General features: G+C 62.6%; 19 protein-coding genes and 1 pseudogene. 8 read left to right on the top strand and 12 right to left on the bottom strand.

The genetic code is table 11. From position 1 onward, the window contains the following. Positions 1–13: 13 nt before the first annotated feature. The 5 genes from AC07OP_RS01950 to AC07OP_RS01930 form a co-directional block, all read right to left on the bottom strand. Positions 14–613, bottom strand: coding sequence for a LysE family translocator (locus AC07OP_RS01950; protein ID WP_115486211.1), 600 nt, complete (start codon positions 611–613; stop codon positions 14–16). 39 nt (positions 614–652) lie between these two features. Continuing rightward, positions 653–1,507 carry an AraC family transcriptional regulator gene (locus AC07OP_RS01945; RefSeq protein ID WP_495101592.1) on the bottom strand — a complete coding sequence of 285 codons (855 nt, stop codon included), beginning with the start codon at positions 1,505–1,507 and terminating at the stop codon, positions 653–655. Between the two features lie 71 nt (positions 1,508–1,578). After that, positions 1,579–2,220, bottom strand: a complete 642-nt coding sequence (locus AC07OP_RS01940) for a DUF1345 domain-containing protein (protein ID WP_053135146.1) — start codon at positions 2,218–2,220, stop codon at positions 1,579–1,581. Positions 2,221–2,311: 91 nt separating this feature from the next. Further along, positions 2,312–5,401 carry a multidrug efflux RND transporter permease subunit gene (locus AC07OP_RS01935; protein ID WP_495101591.1) on the bottom strand — a complete coding sequence of 1,030 codons (3,090 nt, stop codon included), beginning with the start codon at positions 5,399–5,401 and terminating at the stop codon, positions 2,312–2,314. A gap of 12 nt (positions 5,402–5,413) precedes the next feature. Next, positions 5,414–6,571, bottom strand: coding sequence for an efflux RND transporter periplasmic adaptor subunit (locus AC07OP_RS01930; protein WP_405125912.1), 1,158 nt, complete (start codon positions 6,569–6,571; stop codon positions 5,414–5,416). A 171-nt stretch (positions 6,572–6,742) separates the two neighbouring features. Here AC07OP_RS01930 and AC07OP_RS01925 point away from each other — a divergent pair, with 171 nt between their 5' ends. The 4 genes from AC07OP_RS01925 (at position 6,743) to AC07OP_RS01910 (ending at position 10,458) form a co-directional block, all read left to right on the top strand. Beyond that, a complete protein-coding gene (locus AC07OP_RS01925; protein WP_065906561.1) occupies positions 6,743–7,444 on the top strand; it encodes a response regulator in 702 nt (233 codons plus the stop codon). 3 nt (positions 7,445–7,447) lie between these two features. Further along, positions 7,448–8,752, top strand: coding sequence for an ATP-binding protein (locus AC07OP_RS01920; RefSeq protein WP_495101590.1), 1,305 nt, complete (start codon positions 7,448–7,450; stop codon positions 8,750–8,752). Between the two features lie 58 nt (positions 8,753–8,810). Next, positions 8,811–9,581, top strand: a complete 771-nt coding sequence (locus AC07OP_RS01915) for a class I SAM-dependent methyltransferase (RefSeq protein ID WP_495101589.1) — start codon at positions 8,811–8,813, stop codon at positions 9,579–9,581. A 91-nt stretch (positions 9,582–9,672) separates the two neighbouring features. Next, the gene (locus AC07OP_RS01910; RefSeq protein WP_027606416.1) at positions 9,673–10,458 is read left to right on the top strand and encodes a sulfite exporter TauE/SafE family protein; all 786 of its coding nucleotides are present in this window, start codon (positions 9,673–9,675) and stop codon (positions 10,456–10,458) included. A gap of 12 nt (positions 10,459–10,470) precedes the next feature. On the opposite strand, the gene AC07OP_RS01905 is transcribed toward AC07OP_RS01910, so the two are convergent. Continuing rightward, entirely contained in the window at positions 10,471–11,709 is a 1,239-nt protein-coding gene (locus AC07OP_RS01905; RefSeq protein WP_495101588.1) for an acyl-CoA dehydrogenase family protein, read from the bottom strand. 268 nt (positions 11,710–11,977) lie between these two features. Here AC07OP_RS01905 and sfnG point away from each other — a divergent pair, with 268 nt between their 5' ends. Further along, positions 11,978–13,063 (top strand): dimethylsulfone monooxygenase SfnG, encoded by a 1,086-nt coding sequence (gene sfnG / locus AC07OP_RS01900; RefSeq protein WP_027606414.1) that lies wholly within the window; start codon positions 11,978–11,980, stop codon positions 13,061–13,063. Here sfnG and AC07OP_RS01895 read toward each other — a convergent pair. Then, positions 13,059–13,508, bottom strand: a pseudogene (locus AC07OP_RS01895) (GNAT family N-acetyltransferase); the annotation flags it as partial. The gene sfnG and the pseudogene AC07OP_RS01895 sit on opposite strands and share 5 nt — an antisense overlap. Before the next feature lie 94 nt (positions 13,509–13,602). Between AC07OP_RS01895 and AC07OP_RS01890 the strand changes: the two are divergent. Next, positions 13,603–15,189 carry a RimK family ATP-grasp domain-containing protein gene (locus tag AC07OP_RS01890; RefSeq protein WP_495101587.1) on the top strand — a complete coding sequence of 529 codons (1,587 nt, stop codon included), beginning with the start codon at positions 13,603–13,605 and terminating at the stop codon, positions 15,187–15,189. 32 nt (positions 15,190–15,221) lie between these two features. Here the strand turns inward: AC07OP_RS01890 and map are convergent, their stop codons facing one another. Next, positions 15,222–15,977, bottom strand: coding sequence for a type I methionyl aminopeptidase (map, locus tag AC07OP_RS01885; RefSeq protein WP_092357841.1), 756 nt, complete (start codon positions 15,975–15,977; stop codon positions 15,222–15,224). After that, positions 15,977–16,177, bottom strand: coding sequence for a ParD-like family protein (locus AC07OP_RS01880; protein WP_027606410.1), 201 nt, complete (start codon positions 16,175–16,177; stop codon positions 15,977–15,979). The genes map and AC07OP_RS01880 overlap by 1 nt, the downstream gene beginning before the upstream one ends. A 248-nt stretch (positions 16,178–16,425) precedes the next feature. Between AC07OP_RS01880 and ilvA the strand changes: the two genes are divergently transcribed. Further along, entirely contained in the window at positions 16,426–17,448 is a 1,023-nt protein-coding gene (gene ilvA, locus AC07OP_RS01875) for a threonine ammonia-lyase, biosynthetic (RefSeq protein ID WP_108574331.1), read from the top strand. A 233-nt stretch (positions 17,449–17,681) separates the two neighbouring features. Next, a complete protein-coding gene (locus AC07OP_RS01870) occupies positions 17,682–17,951 on the top strand; it encodes a DUF1652 domain-containing protein (RefSeq protein WP_027606409.1) in 270 nt (89 codons plus the stop codon). Positions 17,952–18,012: 61 nt separating this feature from the next. On the opposite strand, the gene AC07OP_RS01865 is transcribed toward AC07OP_RS01870, so the two are convergent. From AC07OP_RS01865 to xylB, 3 genes are all read right to left on the bottom strand, one after another. Beyond that, positions 18,013–18,282 (bottom strand): DUF2790 domain-containing protein, encoded by a 270-nt coding sequence (locus AC07OP_RS01865; protein ID WP_495101586.1) that lies wholly within the window; start codon positions 18,280–18,282, stop codon positions 18,013–18,015. An 84-nt stretch (positions 18,283–18,366) separates the two neighbouring features. Next, positions 18,367–19,305: a carbohydrate kinase family protein gene (locus AC07OP_RS01860; RefSeq protein ID WP_495101585.1), complete on the bottom strand. Its 939-nt coding sequence runs from the start codon at positions 19,303–19,305 to the stop codon at positions 18,367–18,369. Positions 19,306–19,317: 12 nt separating this feature from the next. Continuing rightward, entirely contained in the window at positions 19,318–20,799 is a 1,482-nt protein-coding gene (xylB, locus tag AC07OP_RS01855) for a xylulokinase (RefSeq protein ID WP_495101584.1), read from the bottom strand. Between the last annotated feature and the right edge of the window lie 103 nt (positions 20,800–20,902).

The following is a 20,902-nucleotide window of genomic DNA, read 5'->3' as shown; positions in this document are numbered from 1 at the left end:
CTTTTTTTCGCCTTCAGATCAGTGCGCCCAGCCAGGTCGACCCCAACAAGAGCAAGGCCATGCACCGGTTGAAGCGTTGCATGGCCTGCGCCGAGCGCAAGACCCGGCTGGATCCCGCGCCCAGCACGGCCCAGGCGCCGAGACAAGGCAGCGATATCAGGAAAAATACCAGGGACAGCGTGAGGACCTGGCTCTGGCGTTCAGTGCTATTGCCGGCAAACACGCTGACCACCGCCACGGCCATCATCCAGGTTTTCGGGTTGATCAGTTGCAGGCTGGCGGCACCGGTCAAACCCAGGCGTTTTTGCGTCGATTGCGCATCGACCGCCTGTGCCGGTGCGCTGAAAATCTGCCACGCCAGGCAGCTCAACCAGGCGACCCCAACCCATCGCATCGCCGTTTGCACGCCGGGCCATTGCACCAGGGATTGTCCAACGCCTGACCCCACCAGCAGCACGAGCCCCGCCGCCCCGGCGCAGGCGCCTAGAATGATCGGCATGGCAGCCTTGAGACCGTAGCGGGCGCTGTTGCTCAGCACCAGGATGTTCGTGGGGCCGGGTGTGATGGAGGCGACGAAGGCGAACAGCATGAACGGCAGCAAGGTGGACAGCATGGCGGGGGACTCCGGTAAACCAATTGATGGAGTCGATCTTTACAAGCCGGCGCCTTGCGTGTCTGGAAGGTTTGAGCAGCGCTTGCGGTACGCGGCGGGCGTGAGGCCGTAGGCGCGGACGAACCAGCGGCCCAGGTGGCTCTGGTCGGCGAAGCCCAGGGCAATCGCCACGTCTGCCGGTTGTTCGCCCTTGGCCAGCAAATACCGGGCGCGGGCCAGGCGCAGTTGCACCAGGTAGGCGTGGGGCGGCAGGCCGAAGGCGCTCTTGAAGGCGCGGGTCAGGCGAAAGCGGTCGACGCCGCACGTCAAGGCCAGTTCGTCCATGCCCACGTCTTGCTGCAGGTGAGCATGCAGATAGTCCCGCGCCCTAAAGGCCACCTGCGGCAAGCGCGGGTCTTCACGGTAGCGGGTGCGCCATTGGAGTTGGGCGGTAAGGCACTCCAGCAATTGGTCCATGGCGCGCTGGCGCACGATGCGCAGTTCGCCGCTGTGCAGGGTCTGGAACGCACGGCTGGTGGCCAGTGCCAGGCGCGGGTCGCTGGTCAAGGTGCTGGTAAACCCCAGTTGACTGTTGAGGGGCGCCTCTTCGAACACCGCACTCACTTCCCGCGCCAGCCACTGCGGGTCGAGGTACAGCATATGGTAGGTAAAGCCGTCAGCGGTGGGGGCGTCGCCGTCATGCAGTTCGCCGGGCTCCACCAGGAACACCTGGCCGGGCACGCTGTTGTGCCGGGTGCGGCGGCAGTTGAACTGCTGCACCCCTTGTTCGGTGACGCCGACCAGGTAGCTGTCATGCCAGTGGGGGTCATAGGCGTGACCCTCGAAATGCGCGCGCAGGGTCTCGATGCCGGTGTCGGCGTCCTGGGACAAGTCGATCCAATTGTGCGCGGCCATAAAACACCAGCATGCATGTGTAAGGGTATTAGCGCCTGCCGGCCCCCTGGCGTCTAGAAGGTTTGTGCAGCCTAGCCGAACAGCCCGGCGGCGATGTTGATCGAGAACCCCAGGATTGCCGTATTGAACAGAAAGCCGATCAGCGATTGCCCCAGCACCACCTTGCGCATGCCGCGGGTGGCGACGCCGACGTCAGAGGTTTGCACCGCCACGCCGATGGTGAAGGAGAAATACAGGAAGTCCCAGTAGTTCGGCGTCAGCAACCCTTCGGCAAACCGCAACGCCGGTTCCTTACCGTTCCAGGTGTAATACAGGCGCGCGTAATGCACGCTGAAAATCACCCCGATCAACAACCATGAACCGATCACCGTCAGCCCGGTAAACCCGTAGTGCAACAGGCGCTCGGAAGTGGCCAGGTCTTTGCTGCCCACCAGTTCGAAGGTGATGGTGGCCAGGCTCGCGATGGCGGCAATGCACACGGTGAAAAGCACCAGCCCGGCGTTTTCGTCCTCGATTTCGGCGATGCGCTTCACATCGTCGGCCCTGGCACGGCTGGTCAGCCACAGCATCAGCACCAGGTAAGTCCAGACCCCGGCGTTCCAGCCGATGAGGATTTTGCTGGCGAGGGTGTCGGCCGGCGCCAGGATGCCGACGGCAAGGCCGAGCACAGCGGCGGCGGAGAGGCGAGGGTGGGTACGGGCTAGAAAAGGCATGGCAGCTCACAGATGGTTACCTGTGAGCACCTTAGCGCATTTTTGTTGTGGCAAGCGGGCTCGCCACCGTTACAGTGTCCCCCCAAAAGCCTTAGCGCTTTTTGCGCACCAGCTTCATGACCACCACAAAGAACACCGGCACAAACACCACCGCCAGGGTCGCGGTGATCATCCCGCCGATTACCCCTGTACCAATCGCCTGCTGGCTCGCCGAACTGGCACCGGTGGCAATCGCCAGCGGCACCACGCCGAGGATAAACGCCAGCGAGGTCATGATGATCGGGCGCAACCGGAGCCGTGCGGCTTTCAGGGTGGCGTCGATCAGGTCTTCGCCCTGGTCATACAGGTTCTTGGCGAACTCGATGATCAGGATCGCGTTCTTCGCCGACAAGCCGATGATAGTGATCAGGCCGACCTTGAAAAACACATCGTTGGGCATGCCCCGCAAAGTCACCGCCAGCACTGCGCCGAGCACGCCCAGCGGCACCACCAGCAACACCGACGTCGGGATCGACCAGCTTTCATACAGCGCCGCCAGGCACAGGAACACGATCAGCAGCGACAGGCCCAACAGGATTGGGGCCTGGGAGCCGGACAAACGTTCCTGCAACGACAACCCGGTCCACTCCTGGCCCAGGCCTGCCGGCAATTGGCTGACCAGGCGCTGGATTTCCTCCATCGCCTCGCCGGTGCTGTGGCCGGGTGCGGCCTCGCCGGAAATGGCGATGGCAGGGTAGCCGTTATAGCGCGTCAGTTGCGCCGGGCCCTGGGTCCATTTGGCTTCGACAAACGCCGACAGCGGTACCATCTTTCCATCCTTGTTGCGCACGTGGATCTTCATCAAATCCGCCACCTGGCTGCGCTGGTCGCCTTCGGCCTGCACCACCACGCGCTGCATGCGGCCCTGGTTGGGGAAGTCGTTGACATAGGCCGAACCGATGGCCGAAGACAGCACATTGCCCACATCCGCAAACGAGACGCCCAGCGCGTTGGCCTGCTTGCGGTCGACTTCCAGCTGCACTTGCGGCGCCTCGGCCAGGGCGCTTTCGCGCACGTTGGCCAGGATCGGGCTTTTTCCGGCGGCGTCGAGCAATTCGGTACGCGCCGCCATCAAGGCTGCATGGCCTACACCGCCGCGGTCCTGCAAGCGGAACTCGAAACCGCTGGAGGTGCCCAGGCCGTCCACCGGGGGCGGCAGGATTGCATAGGCAATCGCGTCCTTGAGTTCGCTGAAGGCCATGTTGGCGCGGTCGGCAATCGAGGCGGCGGAGTCATCGCTGCCGCGTTCCGACCAGTCCTTGAGCGTAGTAAACGCCAACGCCGCGTTTTGCCCGGAGCCGGAGAAGCTGAAACCCATGATCATGGTGGTATCGCCCACCCCAGGCTCGCCGGCGTTGTGCGCCTCGATCTGTTCGGCCACCTGCACCGTGCGGTTCTTGCTCGCACCCGGCGGCAGCTGGATATCGGTGATGGTATAGCCCTGGTCTTCCACCGGCAGGAACGAGGAGGGCAGGCGGCTGAACATCAGCCCCAGGCCCACCAGCAGCACCAGGTAGATCAGCAGGTAACGGCCGCTGCGCTTGAGGGCATAGGCGACCCAGCCTTCGTAGCGGTCGGTGAGCTGCTCGAAGCGCTTGTTGAACCAGCCGAAGAACCCACCCTTGGCATGGTGCTCGCCCTTGGCGATCGGTTTGAGCAAGGTGGCGCACAGGGCGGGGGTCAAGGTCAGGGCGAGGAAGGCCGAGAACAGGATCGAGGTGGCCATCGACAGCGAGAACTGCTGGTAGATCACCCCCACCGAGCCGGCCATGAAGGCCATCGGCAGGAACACCGCCACCAGCACCAGGGTAATGCCGACGATGGCGCCGGTGATCTGGCCCATGGCTTTCTTCGTCGCGTCCTTGGGCGACAGGCCCTCGGTGGCCATGATCCGCTCGACGTTCTCCACCACCACGATGGCGTCATCCACCAGGATGCCGATGGCCAGCACCATGCCGAACATGGTCAGCACGTTGATCGAGAAGCCCAGCAACAGCATGGTGGCGAAGGTGCCCATCAGCGCGATCGGCACCACCAGCGTCGGGATCAGGGTGTAGCGCACGTTCTGCAGGAACAGGAACATCACCGCGAACACCAGGGCCATGGCTTCGAGCAGGGTGTAGACCACCTTGGTGATCGAGACCTTGACGAACGGCGAGGTGTCGTACGGGATCTTGTACTCCACATTGGCCGGGAAATAGCGCGACAGCTCGTCCATCTTCGCCCGCACCAGGGTCGCGGTGTTCAGCGCATTGGCCCCGGGCGCCAGTTGCACGCTGACGGCGGTGGACGGCTTGCCGTTCAGGCGCGTGGAAAACTGGTATTCCTGACTGCCCACTTCTACCCGCGCCACATCGCCGATGCGCACGGTGGAGCCGTCCGGGTTGGCCTTGAGCACGATATCGGCGAATTCCGCCGGCGTGGACAGCTGGCCCTTGACCAGGATCGCGGCGGTGATTTCCTGGGTCCTGGTACCCGGCAAGTCACCGATGCTGCCGGCCGAGACCTGGGCGTTCTGTGCGCTGATCGCGGCATTCACGTCGGCCGGCGTGAGGTTGAAGCCGATCAGTTTCTGCGGGTCGATCCAGATGCGCATGGCGCGTTCGGCACCGTACAGCTGGGCCTTGCCGACCCCGTCCAGGCGCTTGAGCTCGTTCATCACGTTGCGCGCCAGGTAATCGCTGAGCGCCACATCGTCGAGCTTGCCGTCGTTGGAGGTGAGGGTCACCAGCAGCAGGAACCCGGCGGAGACTTTCTCCACCTGCAAACCTTGCTGGGTCACAGCCTGGGGCAGGCGCGGCTCCACCGCCTTGAGGCGGTTTTGCACATCGACCTGGGCCATTTCCGGGTTGGTGCCGGGCTGGAACGTGGCGGTAATCGTTGCCGAGCCGAGGCTGCTCTGGGATTCGAAATACAGCAGGTGATCGGCGCCGTTGAGCTCCTGCTCGATCAGGCTGACCACGCTTTCATCCAGGGTCTGGGCCGAGGCGCCCGGGTACACCGCGTAGATTTCCACCTTCGGCGGCGCGACGTTGGGGTACTGGGCCACCGGCAACTGCGGGATGGCCAGCAAGCCGGCCAGCAGGATAAACAGGGCGACCACCCAGGCGAAGATCGGGCGGTCAATAAAGAACTGCGGCATTGTCAAAGATCCTTATTGGCCGGAAGCCTGGGCAACGGGTGTAGGGCTGTCATCGACCTCGACTTTTTCACCCGGGCGCGCGTGCTGCAGGCCTTCGACGACGATACGGTCGCCGGGCTTGAGGCCATGGCTGACCACCCAGCGGTCGTCGATCACCGCACCCAGTTCCACCGGCTGCAGGCTGACGGTCTGCTCGGCGTCGAGCAGCAGCACCATGGGGATGCCGGCGCTGTCGCGGGTGATGGCGCGTTGCGGCACGCTGATTCCCTGTTTGTCGACGGCCTGCTCCAGGCGGACCCGCACGAAGCTGCCGGGCAACAGGTCGAGGTCCGGGTTGGGGAACTCGCTGCGCAGGATGATCTGCCCGGTGCCCGGGTCTACGCTGATCTCGGCGAACAGCAACTTGCCCGGCAGCGGGTAGAGGCTGCCATCGTCCTGGATCAACGTGGCCTTGGCCTGGTCCTGGCCGACCTGCTTCAAGCTGCCGGCGCGGAAGGCGCGGCGCAGGTCGTTGAGCTCGCGGGTGGACTGGGTGAGGTCGGCGTGGATCGGGTCCAGTTGCTGGATGATCGCCAGGGGCGTGGCTTCGTTCTGGCCCACCAGTGCCCCTTCGGTCACCAGGGCGCGGCCGATGCGCCCGGAAATCGGCGCGGTCACGGTGGCATAGCCCAGGTTCAACCTGGCGCGCTCGACGGCGGCCTTGTTGGCGGCGACTTCGGCGTTGGTCTGGCGCAGGTTGGCGCGGGCGTTGTCGTAGTCCTGGCCGCTGATGGCATTGCCTTCCACCAGCTGGCTGTAGCGCTGCTCTTGCAGGCGCGCCTGGAACGCATTGGCCTCGGCCTTGCTCAGGTTGGCCTGGGCGCTGTCCAGGTCAGCCTTGAACGGTGCCGGATCGATGCGAAACAACACGTCGCCCTGTTTGACGTCATGGCCTTCCTTGAACACCCGTTGCATCACCACCCCGGCCACCCGTGCGCGCACTTCGGCGATGCGCGGCGCGGCGATGCGTCCGCTCAATTCGCTGGTGATGGAGAGGGGCTTGGCCTCAAGGGTTTCGATGCGCACTTTGGCCAGGGGCATTGGCGGCGCCTCGTCGGCCGATTGGTCACAGGCACTCAGGGCCAGCGTCAGGGCCAACAGGCAAAATGGCGCAAACAGATTCTTCGACATGCTCTTATCCCAATATTGACTGGCGCATCCTAAAGGCACCTGCGCCGTGGTGCTGTGAAGCTGTGTAGGTCGTCTGTGAAGAAATGTAAGGTGCGGCGCGCGGGGCGCCGAGGGCGTATATCCTTGCACAATCCTGCAACACACCAACAAACCGCATTATTTGGAAACACCATGCCCAACATCCTCCTGGTGGAAGACGACGCCGCACTCTCCGAGCTGATTGCCAGCTACCTGGAACGCAACGGCTACCACGTCAGTGTGCTCAGTCGTGGCGACCACGTCCGCGAGCGCGCGCGCCTCAACCCGCCGGACCTGGTGATCCTCGACCTGATGCTGCCCGGCCTCGACGGCCTGCAAGTGTGCCGCCTGCTGCGCGCCGACTCGGCGGGCCTGCCGATCCTGATGCTCACCGCCCGCGACGACAGCCACGACCAGGTGCTGGGCCTGGAAATGGGCGCCGACGACTATGTGACCAAACCCTGCGAGCCGCGTGTGCTGCTGGCGCGGGTGCGCACCTTGCTGCGGCGCAGCAGCCTGTCCGAGCCTCAGGTGGCCAACGACCAGATCCTGATGGGCAACCTGTGCATCGACCTGTCGGAGCGCACCGTGACCTGGCGCGAGCAGGCGGTGGAGTTGTCCAGCGGCGAATACAACCTGCTGGTGGTACTGGCCCGGCACGCGGGCGAGGTGCTCAGCCGCGACCAGATCCTGCAACGCCTGCGCGGTATCGAGTTCAACGGCACCGACCGCTCGGTGGACGTGGCCATTTCCAAGCTGCGGCGCAAGTTCGACGACCACGCCGGTGAAGCGCGCAAGATCAAGACCGTATGGGGCAAAGGCTACCTGTTCAGCCGTTCCGAGTGGGAATGCTGACCGATGTTTCGTGTACTGCTACGCCTTTACCTGATCACCATCATTACCTACAGCGCGGCGATCTTCCTGATTCCCAAGCTGGTGATCCAACTGTTCGAGCACCGTTACCTGGACTACAACGTCGAGCAGTCCCGAGGCATGCAGAAGCTGATCGTCAAGCAGTACCTGCGCGCGCCGGTGGAGCGCTGGTCCCAGGTGACCGAGCAACTGGGACGTGACTTCGCGCCCCTCAAAGTGCAATTGCTGTTGCGCCAGGACGCCAGCTACACCGCACAGGAAGCCAAACTGCTGGAGCAGGGTAAACCCGTGATTCACCTGGGGGAGTGGGGCTGGATGGAGGACATCAGCTCGCCGCTCAACGAGCAGTTCGTGGTCAAGCTGACTGTTCCCCCGGACCCGCTGGACATGAACCTGTTGTACTGGTCGATGAATGTGCTGATCGGCGCCGCGTTGCTGGCCTGCCTGCTGTTCTGGCTGCGTCCGCACTGGCGCGATCTCGAACGCCTGAAAAGCACCGCCACGCAACTGGGCAAAGGCAACCTGGCCGAGCGCACACACATCCCGGCCAGCTCCAACATCGGCAGCCTGGCGGCGGTGTTCGATACCATGGCCGACGACATCGAACACCTGCTCAACCAACAGCGCGACCTGCTCAACGCGGTCTCCCACGAACTGCGCACCCCCCTTACGCGCCTGGATTTCGGCCTGGCCCTGGCGCTGTCGGAAGACTTGCCGGAGGCCAGTCGCGAGCGCCTGCATGGCCTGGTTGCGCATATTCGCGAGCTGGATGAATTGGTGCTGGAGTTGTTGTCCTACAGCCGCCTGCAAAACCCGGCGCAATTGCCCGAGCGTGTGGAGGTGGTGCTCGATGAGTTTATCGACAGCGTGCTGGGCAGTGTCGATGACGAACTGGAAAACCCCGAGATCGTCATCGATGTAGCACTCGACTGCGCTGTGGAACGCTTCAGCCTCGACCCGCGCCTCACCGCCCGTGCCCTGCAGAACCTGCTGCGCAATGCCACGCGTTACTGCGACAAGCGCATTCAGGTGGGCGTCAAGGTCTGCGCCAACGGCTGTGAAATCTGGGTGGATGACGATGGCATCGGCATTCCGTTGGACCAGCGCGAGCGTATCTTCGAGCCTTTTTACCGCCTCGACCGCAGCCGCGACCGCGCCACCGGTGGCTTTGGCCTGGGGTTGGCCATCAGCCGGCGAGCCCTCGAGGCCCAAGGCGGCACCCTGAGCGCACTGGCCTCGCCGTTGGGCGGCGCACGGTTCCGGGTGTGGTTGCCCACGGCTGCCGATTAGAAAATCTCCTGGGGAAGGCGCACACTGTGCCCCCGCTTTACCCGAGGAGAGATTGGCAATGACTGGTGTCCACACGTCTGCTCAACAAGGTTTCTCTACCCAGGCCGCCACCTACGCCCAGGGCCGGCCGAATTATCCCAGGCAACTCACGGGCTGGCTCACGGATGTACTCGGCGTCGATGGGCACTCACGGGTGATCGACCTGGGCGCCGGCACCGGCAAGTTCACGCGCCTGCTCAGCACCCTGGCACCGACGTTGATCGCCGTCGAACCGGTGCAGGCCATGGGTGCGCAGTTGACCCGGCTGTTGCCGGACGTGCGCCTGGTCAACGGCACCGCCGAAGCCATCCCCCTGGAAACCGCCAGCGCCGACGCCGTGGTCTGCGCGCAAGCCTTTCACTGGTTCTCCACCCAGGCCGCGCTGGCGGAAATCCACCGCGTGCTCAAGCCCGAAGGGCGCCTCGGGCTGGTGTGGAATGTGCGCGATGAGTCGGTGGACTGGGTGGCGGCGATCACTGCGATCATTACGCCCTACGAGGGTGACACCCCGCGTTTTCACTCCGGACGCTGGCGTGAAGCCTTCGACGGCAAGTATTTTTCCGACCCCGAAATGACCTGTTTCCCGTATAGCCACGTCGGCAGCCCCCAGGAAGTGATCATGGATCGCTTCCTCTCCGTGAGCTTTATTGCTGCGTTGCCCGAGGCTGAAAAAGCCCTTGTGACCGAGCAGTTGCGTGGCTTGATCGCCAGCCATCCGGCCCTGAAGGGCCGCGACACGGTGGCGTTTCCTTATCAGACCCAGGCGTATGTCTGTCGTCGACTGTCATAAAAGGCATAAAGTCAGATCATATTGATATAAGTCGTTATAAGAAAAATCGCTATCCTGCGGCCAGAAATTTATAAGGCCGCGGGTAGCGTTGATGGAAGTGGGTAACTTTGGTTTTGTAATTGCGGGCCTGATCGTTGGTTTTATCGTCGGCATGACCGGTGTCGGCGGGGGCTCCTTGATGACCCCGATCCTGTTGTGGTTCGGCATCAACCCGGCCACGGCCGTGGGTACTGACCTGCTGTACGCGGCCATCACCAAATCCGGTGGTGTGCTGGTCCACAGCAAGAACAAAAACATCGACTGGACCATCACCGGCTGGCTGACCCTGGGCAGCGTGCCTGCGGTGTTGCTGACCCTGTGGTTCCTCGCCAGCCTGCACACCGACCCCAGCGCCATGAACGCGGTGATCAAGCAGGCCCTCGGCGTGGTGCTGCTGCTGACCGCCCTGGCGATCCTGTTCAAGCAACGCCTGCTGGCATTCGCCCAGCGCCACGCGGGCGATCATTACCATATGAACCCGCGCAACCTGAATGCCCTGACCGTGGTGACCGGGGCGGTGCTGGGGACCATGGTAGCGCTCACCTCCATCGGCGCCGGCGCCCTCGGTACGGTCGCCCTGTTTATCCTCTATCCGTTCCTGGCCACGCGCCGCCTGGTCGGCACCGAGATCGCCCACGCCGTGCCCCTGACCCTGGTGGCGGGCCTGGGCCATGCCGGCATGGGCAATATGGACTGGCACCTGCTGGGCTTTCTGTTGATGGGGTCGCTGCCGGGCATTTACTTCGGCAGCCACATGACCGGCAAGGTCCCGGACGGCGTACTGCGCCCGTGCCTGGCGATCATGTTGATGACCATCGGCTACAAATTGGCCTTTTGAACCCGCCCAGCCTCAGGCTTTCGCCGGGCCATTGCCGATCTGCCACACAAACGGCGGCTCGGTGCGATTGATCACCCAGTCCCCCACGATCCGCGCCTTGTAGATCACCGGGTTGTGCGACGACACCGTCCGCGCATTGCGCCAATGGCGGTCGAGGGACTTGCCCTGGCGCACATCCGACGCCCCCAGGGCGTTGAACAACTCACTGGTGGCGCGCTGGATCAGCTCCGACACCACCACTTGCGCGGTGGCTGACTCGATTTCGGCCGCGACGTTGGCTTCGCGCTCGGCGACTTCATCCCCACCGAACCGCGCCAGGTACGCCCGTTGTGCTGGCACCGCAGCCTTCAACGCGCTGGCTTCGGCGGCGTAGACCAACGCGGCGACTTCGCCCACCACCTGCTGGATCTGGGCATCCTGGCTGACGTGCTGGGCATTGCCATGGCTGTAGATGCGCTTGCGGCTGCGCACCTGGTGGGCCACATCGCGCAACGCGGCACGGCCGATACCGGCGAGGCTGGCCAGCAGGACAAGTTGGTAGAACGCGGTCTGGTATTTGAAGCGGGTCGCAAAGTCGATGACGTTTTCCGCCTCCACCACCGCATCGGTAAAGCGCGAGGTGCCGCTGCCGGTGGTGCGCTGGCCAAAGCCGTCCCAGTCATCGCTGTGCTCCACGCCGGGTTGGCGTGCGCGGGTGGCGGCGATCACATCGCCGCCGGTGTCGCTGCGCTGGGCGTACACGTCGATCCAGTCGGAGAAAATACTGCCGGTGCTGTAGAACTTTTCACCGTTGAGTTTCCACTGATCGCCGTCCGGGCTGACCTTGGTGACAACGTCGCCGATGGCCACGGTGCCGATTTCGGTCCAGGCGCAGCCGACGATGTCGCCGTCGACAAAGCGCTTGAACCACAGGTCGCGGCCGGCACTGGGCGGCGCATTCAGGCGGTCTTCGGCAAAGGCGAAATGCCCGCGCAGGGCCTGGGGCACGTTGGAGTCGGCCTCGGCCAGTTCAATCAGCAGTTCGAACAACTGCGGCAGCGACGCACCGCCACCGCCATATTCCACCGGCACTCGCACCGCGCCGAAGCCGGCCTCCTTGAGCCACTGGATCGGCTCATGGGGCAGGGCGCGGGTTTGTTCGCGCTCCACCGCGCCAGCGGCGATGCGCTGGAAAATCGGACGAAAGCGCGCCGCCAGCGTGGGGTAGTCGACGCCGACAGACAACGGGTTGATAACGTGGTGTTCGGTCATGAGCAAGGCTCCGGGGCAGTGATCGGTGCCGGGAGTGATTGCACACTCCGTGCCGGGTGCCAGGGCCAATGTTTACGGGGGGATGCGCGCTGTTTACTGTTGCTCCAGCAACAGCAAACCGACAAAGCGTTGCAATCCCTGACATTGGCATTCCAAGCTTCCCAGCCCCGAATTCGTGTCGCAACCCTTGTGGCGCGGGCGTTTGCCCGCGTCTGGCACGCTTGCTGCTCAACCCCTCAGTACATTCCTTAGTGCGAGGTACCGTTCGATGAGTCAGCAAGCCGTGAAATTTGCCTATTGGGTGCCCAACGTCAGCGGTGGGCTGGTGGTCAGCAAGATCGAACAACGTACCCACTGGGGCATCGACTACAACCGCAAACTGGCGCAATTGGCCGAGGAAGCCGGCTTCGAATACGGCCTGACCCAGATCCGCTTCACCGCCGGCTACGGCGCCGAGAACCAGCATGAGTCCGTGGCGTTCAGCCATGCCTTGCTGGCCGCTACCACCAGGCTCAAGGTTATCGCCGCGATCCTGCCCGGCCCATGGCAACCGGCGCTGGCGGCCAAGCAACTGGCGACCATCGACCAGCTCACCAATGGCCGCATTGCGGTGAACATCGTCAGTGGCTGGTTCAAGGGCGAGTTCCAGGCCATCGGCGAACACTGGCTGGAGCACGACGAGCGCTATCGCCGTTCCGAAGAATTCATCCGCGCCCTCAAAGGCATCTGGACCCAGGACGACTTTACCTTCAAGGGCGACTTCTACCGTTTCAACAACTACACCCTCAAGCCCAAGCCCCTGGGCCAGCCGGAAGTGTTCCAGGGCGGCAGCTCGCGGGCCGCACGAGACATGGCGGCGCGCGTGTCGGACTGGTACTTCACCAACGGCAACACCCCGGAAGGCATCAAGGCCCAGGTCGATGACATTCGCGCCAAGGCCGCCGCCAACAACCATTCGGTCAAGGTCGGCGTGAATGCGTTCATCATCGCCCGCGACACCGAGGAAGAAGCCCGCGCCGTGCTCGCAGAGATCATCGACAAGGCCGACCCGGACGCCGTGAACGCCTTTGGCGACGCGGCCAGGCAGGCCGGCAAGGCATCACCCGAAGGCGAGGGCAACTGGGCCAAGTCGAGCTTTGAAGACCTGGTGCAGTACAACGATGGCTTCAAGACCAACCTGATCGGCACCCCGCAGCAGATTGCCGAGCGCATCGTCGCACTCAAGGCAGTGGGCGTGGACCTGGTGCTGGCGGGCTTCCTGCACTTCCAGGAAGAAGTGGAGTACTTCGGCAAACGTGTATTGCCGCTGGTGCGCGAGCTGGAAGCCAAGGCCGGGATCAAGCAGGTGGCCTGACCAGGGTTTTCTCCAGGCGCAGGGCCGGGGTGTGGTCTGCGTAGTAGTCGTTGACCTGGGCGAAACGCCGGTAGCCGTTGCGTTCATACAGCGCCAGGGCGCCGCGGTTGTCGGTGCGCACCTCCAGGCGCAGGTGGGCGCACCCGTGCGTCACCCCGCAGGCCTCGACATGGCTGAGCAACTGCTTGCCCAGCCCGAGGCCGCGTGCGTGCTCGGCAATGGCGATGGAATACAGGCGCGCGAACACGCTGCCACGACGAAACAGCACCAGCGCATAACCGAGCAACTGCCCGTCCTGTTCCGCCACCAGCAACTGGCCGTGGGCGCGGCTGATCATCCAGTGAAAACTGCGCGATGAGAGCCGGTCGGTGGTGAAACACTGGTGCTCCAATGCCACTAATGCCGGTATATCACCGGGTAATGCAATGCGAGAGAAAAGAGCCATATAACCGCCGTAAAAGTTGCGTAACGAAACGGGACTTCCCTAAAAGATCGTGCTTAATAGAAAAGGTCGAGTTCTCTAAAGCGGATCAAATATTATGTCGGCGGTACAAGGTCATTGGCGTGAAGTATCCGAGCAAATCGTCGCGGCGACAATAACATCGAAGGGCTTTTTTTCTTCGCCGCCTCGAAGTAACAGTCAAGTGGTGATCATTGTTGAACGCAAGGAAGATTGGGCCTCCTACTTTCCCAGCGAAGACATCGTCACCGCTCAGGAGTACCTGGAGCAAACCCGCCAGAACGAGTCAGGCAAGCGGGTGCAGGTGATCAACCTGTGCCGCAGCTACAAGTACCTGGGGCACGGCTACTACTGCTCGTTGCTGGCCGAAGCGCGCGGACACAAGGTGATTCCTTCGGTGCGCACCATCAGTGAGCTGACCAGGAAGTCGCTGTACGGCCTGGCGCTGGACGACTTGGATAAAACCCTTGATAAAGCCTTGAGTCATCACCTCTACAGTAATACCGAAGGGTTTACCCTGACACTTTACTTCGGCAGGACCACTATAGAGCCGTTGCAGGAATTGGCCCGCCAGTTGTTTGAAACATTCCCATGTCCGATCTTGTTAGTTGAGTTCAGAAAACATAACGGTTGGCATATCGTAGGGGTCAAGTCCGGCGTATTGCACAAGTTACGCGACGACCAGGAAGATCAATTCGCCCACGCCCTCGATAACTTCAGCCGCAGGATCTGGCGCCAGCCCCGTTCACGGCGCCTGGCCCGTTATGACCTGGCGATCCTCCATGATCCCCAGGAGCAATTGCCGCCGTCCAACGCCCGTGCCTTGGAGAATTTCATCCGCGTCGGCAAGGGCCTGGGCATCGATGTGGAACTGATCGAGCGCAAGGACTACGCGCGCCTGGCCGAATACGACGCCTTGCTGATCCGCGAGACCACCAGTGTCGACAACCATACCTACCGCTTTGCCAAAAAAGCCGAAAGTGAAGGCCTGGTGGTGATGGACGACCCGGCGTCGATCCTGCGTTGTACCAACAAGGTCTACCTTACCGACCTGCTCAACAGCCATCAGTTAGGTATGCCTGCCACCGAGATTCTCTACAAGGAACGACCGCAGGACTTTGAACGGGTCGGCGAGCGCCTCGGGTTTCCGCTGGTGTTGAAGATTCCCGACGGGTGTTTCTCCCGTGGCGTGATCAAGGTCGAAAGCCAGGCAGCCTTGCTCAAGGCCACCGCCGAGTTGTTCGAGCATTCGGTGCTGCTGCTGGCCCAGGAATTCTTCTACACCGAGTATGACTGGCGCATCGGCGTACTCAACCGCAAGCCGATCTTTGCCTGCCAGTACTTCATGTCCAAGGGCCATTGGCAGATCTATAACCACAAGGCCATCGGCCAGGCCATCAACGGCGAATGCCGCACCCTGGCTGTCCATGAAGCGCCCCGGGCGGTGGTGGAACTGGCGGTGAAGACCGCCAACCTGATCGGCGACGGCCTCTATGGTGTGGACCTCAAGCAGTCCGGCGACAAGGTGGTGGTGATCGAGGTCAACGACAACCCCAACCTCGATGCCGGCATCGAAGATGCCTACCTGCAGGACGACCTGTACAGCCTGGTGTTGGAAGAGTTCGTGCGGCGCCTGGAGTTGAAACGCCAGGGCCAGGTCTGGTGAGGTTCAAGGCGGTATCTACGGCGGTGGGTGAATCAAGGGCGGGTTTGCAAGGTCAGCACTTCAAAGCCATCCGCCGTCACCGCCACCGTATGCTCCCACTGCGCCGACAGGCTGTTGTCCTTGGTCACCACCGTCCAGCCGTCTTTCAGGCTGCGCACCTTGGCGCCGCCCTGGTTGAGCATCGGTTCGATGGTGAACACCATGCCTTCACGCAGTTCCAGCCCGGTGCCAGGGCGGCCGAAGTGCAGGACCTGCGGTTCTTCATGCATCTGCTTGCCGATGCCGTGGCCGCAGTATTCACGCACCACGCTGTAGCCATTGGCCTGTGCATGGCTCTGGATCGCATGGCCGATATCACCCAGGCGCGCGCCGGGCTTGACCTGGCGGATCCCGGCCCACATCGCCTCGAAAGTCATGTCCACCAGGCGCCGCGCCTTGGGCGCGACGGTGCCGATCATGTACATCTTGCTGGAATCGGCGATAAAGCCGCCTTTTTCCAGGGTGATGTCGATGTTGACGATGTCGCCGTCCTTGAGGATTTCCTTGGCGCTGGGCATGCCATGGCACACCACCTCGTTGATCGAGGTGTTGATGGAGAAGGGGTAGTCGTATTGCCCGAGGCTGGCGGGGCGGGCTTTCAATTCGTTGCGGATAAAGGCTTCGACGGCGCTGTCCAGTTCCAGGGTGGAACGGCCGGCGGCGACAAAACCGTCGAGCATGTCGAACACTTGGGCCAGCAGGCGTCCGGACTCGCGCATCACAGCCAGTTGGGCGGCGGTCTTGATCATCAGCTGCGCCCCCGGATCAGGTCGGGCTTGTCCAGCAACAGTTTGTTGATCAGCTCGTGGTAGGGCAGGCTGGGATTGAGTTCGGCGAGCAGGCCGACCTTGATCCAGAACTCGGCCTGGGCGTTGATGGAGCGGTCCATGGCCGCACTGGCCAGCCGGAGTTGTTCGTGCAGTTGGTCGCTGATCTTGACGATGCCCATGAGGTTCACTGTAGTGGTTGGATATACGAATCGTATATGTTTCATATGTCGTCAGTAAACATGATGTTGACTTGATCCGGATGGCCGGTTAATTTCCAGGCATGACCTATCCAGCCTTCCGCAGCCAGCCAAGCATTATTACCGCCATTCCTCATTTGGCGGGATAGCACACGGCTGCACCCCAACCCGCCTTATAGGCGGGTTTTGTTTGTTCCGTCTCCAGGGCCTTTAAAAACCAGGAGACACCCATGAGCACGTGCCCCGCACCGCCTACCGCTGATACGGCATTGCTTGAACACTATGTGAAAAAGATCCTCGCCGCGCCGGTCTATGACCTCGCGGTGCGTACGCCCCTGCAAGCCGCGCCGGCACTCTCGGCAATGCTCGGCAACCAGGTGCTGCTCAAGCGCGAAGACCTGCAACCGACCTTTTCCTTCAAGATTCGCGGCGCCTACAACAAGCTGGTGCAGCTTACCGGCGCGCAGAAAGCGCGCGGTGTGGTGACGGCGTCGGCGGGTAACCATGCGCAAGGCGTGGCACTGGCGGCGAAGACGCTGGGGCTCCAGGCGCGGATCGTGATGCCGTGCAGCACGCCGGAATTGAAGGTGCTGGGCGTGCGCTCCCGGGGCGCCGAAGCGGTGCTGCACGGCGAGAGCTTCCCGTTTGCCCTGGCCCATGCGCTGCAACTGGCCGAGATGTCCGGCTGCACCTTCGTTTCGCCCTTCGATGACCCGGAAGTGATCGCCGGCCAGGGCACGGTGGCCATGGAAATCCTGCGCCAGCAACAAGGCCCCTTGGACGCGATCTTCGTGCCCGTGGGCGGCGGCGGCCTGATCGCCGGCATTGCGGCCTACGTCAAATACCTGCGGCCCGAAGTGCGCATCATCGGGGTCGAGCCCGAAGGCTCCAGTTGCCTGCTCGCCGCGCTGCGGGCCGGGGAACGGGTGGTGTTGCCGAGTGTCGACGGGTTCGCCGATGGCACCGCAGTCGCGCAGATCGGCGCCTATGGCTTTGAGATCTGCCGCGATTGGGTCGACGAAGTGATCACCGTCAGCAATGACGAACTGTGCAGCGCGATGAAGTTGATCTATGACGATACGCGTTCCATCACCGAACCTTCCGGTGCGCTGGCGGTGGCGGGGGTTCGCAAGTACGTGGCCAGTCGTGGGGTGAGTGGACAGACCTTGGTCGCGGTTAACTCAGGTGCAAATATCAACTTTGATAGTTTGCGATATGTTGCTGAAAGAGTGGCGGCACAAGCTGCAGTTTAATTCGAAGCGTGGGGTTAAACGATTAATCGAAGCGGTTCGACGATGATTTAACTGAGGTGACCTAAGCTATATAAATTCCTACATTGCTTATGAAGAAAAGTTACAACAAAAACGGAATTTGCCGAGTAGGCTGGTAAAGGTAAGCGTCTTCCAGGGCTGGCGAGACGTGGCAGGCACGCGCCTGCAGACTTATAACAATCGATTGGCAAGTCTCAAAAAAGGAGAGGTTGGCCATGCTTTCGGAATTAGAACTTCGCAGCATTATTGAAGGAAGTTTCCTGCCTAAACGGTGCGAATGCACCAAAGCCGAAGATGCTTCGCTGACGATCAAGGTCTATGACGACCGCGACCGTGACCGGGTGGATTTGGAAGTCAAAGGTATAAACGCCGACAAACTCGACAGCAGTCGAGCTATTTGCAACCTCATTACCGGGTTGCGTGAAGACCTCAAGCACAGCCATGCACCTGTCCAGCAGCGGGCCGGAGGGCGCGGTTACTACTGATTGTTAGTCATGAACGGTGGGCCTGGTAAATGCCAGGCCCAATGCTGCTTATAGTTGCCCATCAATTCTGGAAGTCGCAGGCTTCGGACATTTTGCGGTAGCTCACGTCTTCCACTTTGCCCGCCTTGTCCAGGAACTTGATATCCGCGTTGATGACTTTGCAGTCGTTGGTCGGGGTTTCGTTCATGGCCAGGACCTTGGCAATGTTCATCGGCATGCCGTAATGGTAAGGCACGGGTTTGACCGACTGGGTTTGATCGTCAGCCTGGGCCAGGCCCGACACTGCCGCCAGCGCCAGGGCGCCGCCGAGCATTAAGGTGTGCAGTTTCATGGTGGTGCTCCGCAAGTGAGTGGAATTTCACTCTCGACTTGCGGGATTAACCATCGATTAATTTTTCCCTGGCTGACAAAACCTTCATCCAAGCTGCTGGCGATACGGCAAGTCCGGCCCGGTCTTGCCGCACGTCAGTGCCGCAGCGCGGATGGCGAAGCCGAGCATGGCGTCGATCTGCGCGCGGGTGAGTTGTTGCAGGCCTTGCACCGAGTCCAGCTGGTGCTCGGTCAGCCAGGCAATCAATGCGGCCTGGAAGGTATCCCCGGCACCCACGGTATCCGCCATCACCACGCGCTGTGCCGGTTGCGACCAGGTGCCATGCTGACGGCTGAACACACTGGCGCCATCGCCGCCACGGGTGAGGAACACCAGCTGGCAACGGTGTTGCAGCCAGCCCTGCAGCACGCTTTCCGGCGACTGGCCGGGGTAGAGCAGGTGCAGGTCTTCGTCGCTGACCTTGATCAGGTCGGCATGCTGGGCCAACTCAGCGACACGGTCGCGCCACAGCTGGATATCCGGCTGCGGATTAAGGCGCACGTTGGGGTCGAGGCTGATCAGGCGCTTGCCGCTTTCGCGCTGGACCAGGTTCAGCAGAGTGTCGCCGATCGGTTGCACCACCAGGGAGAACGAGCCGACATGCAGCCCGCGCACCTCATCGCCGAGGACCGGCAAATGGGCCACTTCCAGCAGTCGGTCGGCGCAGCCTTCACCCCGGAAGTTGTACTGCGGTGAACCATCGGCGCCCACCGCGACCATCGACAAGGTGGTCGGCGCGGCAAACTCCACCAAGAACTGCTCGCTGACGCCTTCATCCCTGAGCACCTGCAACAGCCGGCGCCCGAGGAAGTCGCTGGACAGGCCGCCGAACAGCCCGGCCTCGACGCCCAGGCGGCGCAAACCCACCGCGACGTTGAACGGTGAACCACCGGCAATTGCCTTGTAAGTGACCTTGGAGGCCTGCCCGCTGGCATCTTCCTCGCTGAAAAAATCAAACAGCGCTTCACCACACACCAGATACATAGTCGTTCGCTCTTAAAGGGTTGCCACGTGCTGTTGATAGCGTTCGTAAGCCAGTTGGTAGGCGCTGACATTGGCCGCCACCGGCAGGGTACGGCTGGCGAGGTCGACGCTCACGCATTTGTCGCACAGGCTGGCCAGGGACTCGCCGGACTGGCTCCACGCCGCCTGGATCGCCGCGCCCAGGGCGGCGGCTTCGCTTTGTTCGGTGCAGATCACTTCGGTATTCATGATATCGGCGACCATCTGCCGCCACACCGGGCTCTTCGAACCACCGCCGATCAGGCGGATGCTCTGGCTTTGCAGGCCGGTGTGGCGTAGCAGGTCGAGGCCGTAGCGCAGGCCGAAGGTGGTGCCTTCGACTACGGCGCGGCACAGGTTGGCACGGGTCAGGTTGGTCATGGTCAGCCCATGCAGGCTGCCGGTGGCGTGGGGCAGGGCGGGTACGCGTTCGCCGTTGAGGAACGGCAGCATGCTGACGCCATCGGCGCCAATCGGGGCTTGCTCGACCAGTGAGTTGAAGGCGTTGAGGTCCAGCTCGAACAACTCGCGGATCACCCCGGTAGCGTTGGTCAGGTTCATGGTGCAGATCAACGGCAGCCAGCCGCCGCTGGACGAGCAGAAGGTGGCGACCGACGCCTGGGGGCTGACATTGGGCTGGTCGGCGAAGGCATACACGGTGCCGGATGAGCCCAGGCTCATGGTGATCACACCGGGGGCGATATTGCCCGTGCCGATGGCGCCCATCATGTTGTCGCCGCCGCCGCTGGACACCCTGGCATTGGGGTTGATGCCCAGGCGTTCGGCGATGGCCGGCAGGATCGTGCCTACGCTTTGATCGGCTTCGATCAATGTCGGCAGCGCAGCTTCGAGACGGCCGCTGGGGTCGATATGCTTGAGCAGCGCCATATCCCAGGTGCGGGTGCGCACGTTGAAGTAACCGGTGCCCGAGGCATCGCCGTATTCGGCGACCGCGCGGCCGGTGAGCCAGTAGTTGAGGTAGTCGTGGGGCAGCAGCACATGGGCGATGCGCGCGAACACATCCGGGTGCTGCTCGCGGGTCCACAGCAGTTTCGACACGGTGTAGCCCGGCGCAATCGCCACGCCCAGGCGCTCCAGCGAGCCACTCTCGCCGCCCAGGTAGGCCAGCAGGCGCTCGTTCTCCGGCGCGGTTTCGGTGTCGCACCACAGCTTGGCCGGGCGCAGCACCTGGCCGCTTTCATCCAGCGACACCAGGCCGTGCTGCTGGCCGGATACGCCGATGCCGAGGATGTCCTGGCCGTCCACGCCGGCCTGTTGCAAGGCGCGGTGGGTGGCTTCGGTAAAGGCGTCCAGCCATTCCTGGGTGTGCTGCTCGCGACGGCCATTGGCGCCGCTGATCAGGGTGTGCGCGGCGGCGCCCAGGCCCAGCACCTTGCCGCTGGACGCGTCGAGGACGATGGCCTTGGTGCCTTGGGTGCCGCAGTCGATGCCGAGGAACAGGTTTTGCTGGGTCATGATGGAGTGCTCTGTAGGAGCGAGCTTGCTCGCGAAAATTTCACTGACGCCGCGTGTTTCCAGAGTGCCCGCGGCCGCTTCGCAGCCTGGCGCGGGGCAAGCC

This window comes from Pseudomonas sp. GW821-FHT09D08 (genome assembly GCF_059416305.1).
Note: the sequence above shows the minus strand (reverse complement) of the source record. Positions and strands in the feature narration are given on the sequence as shown.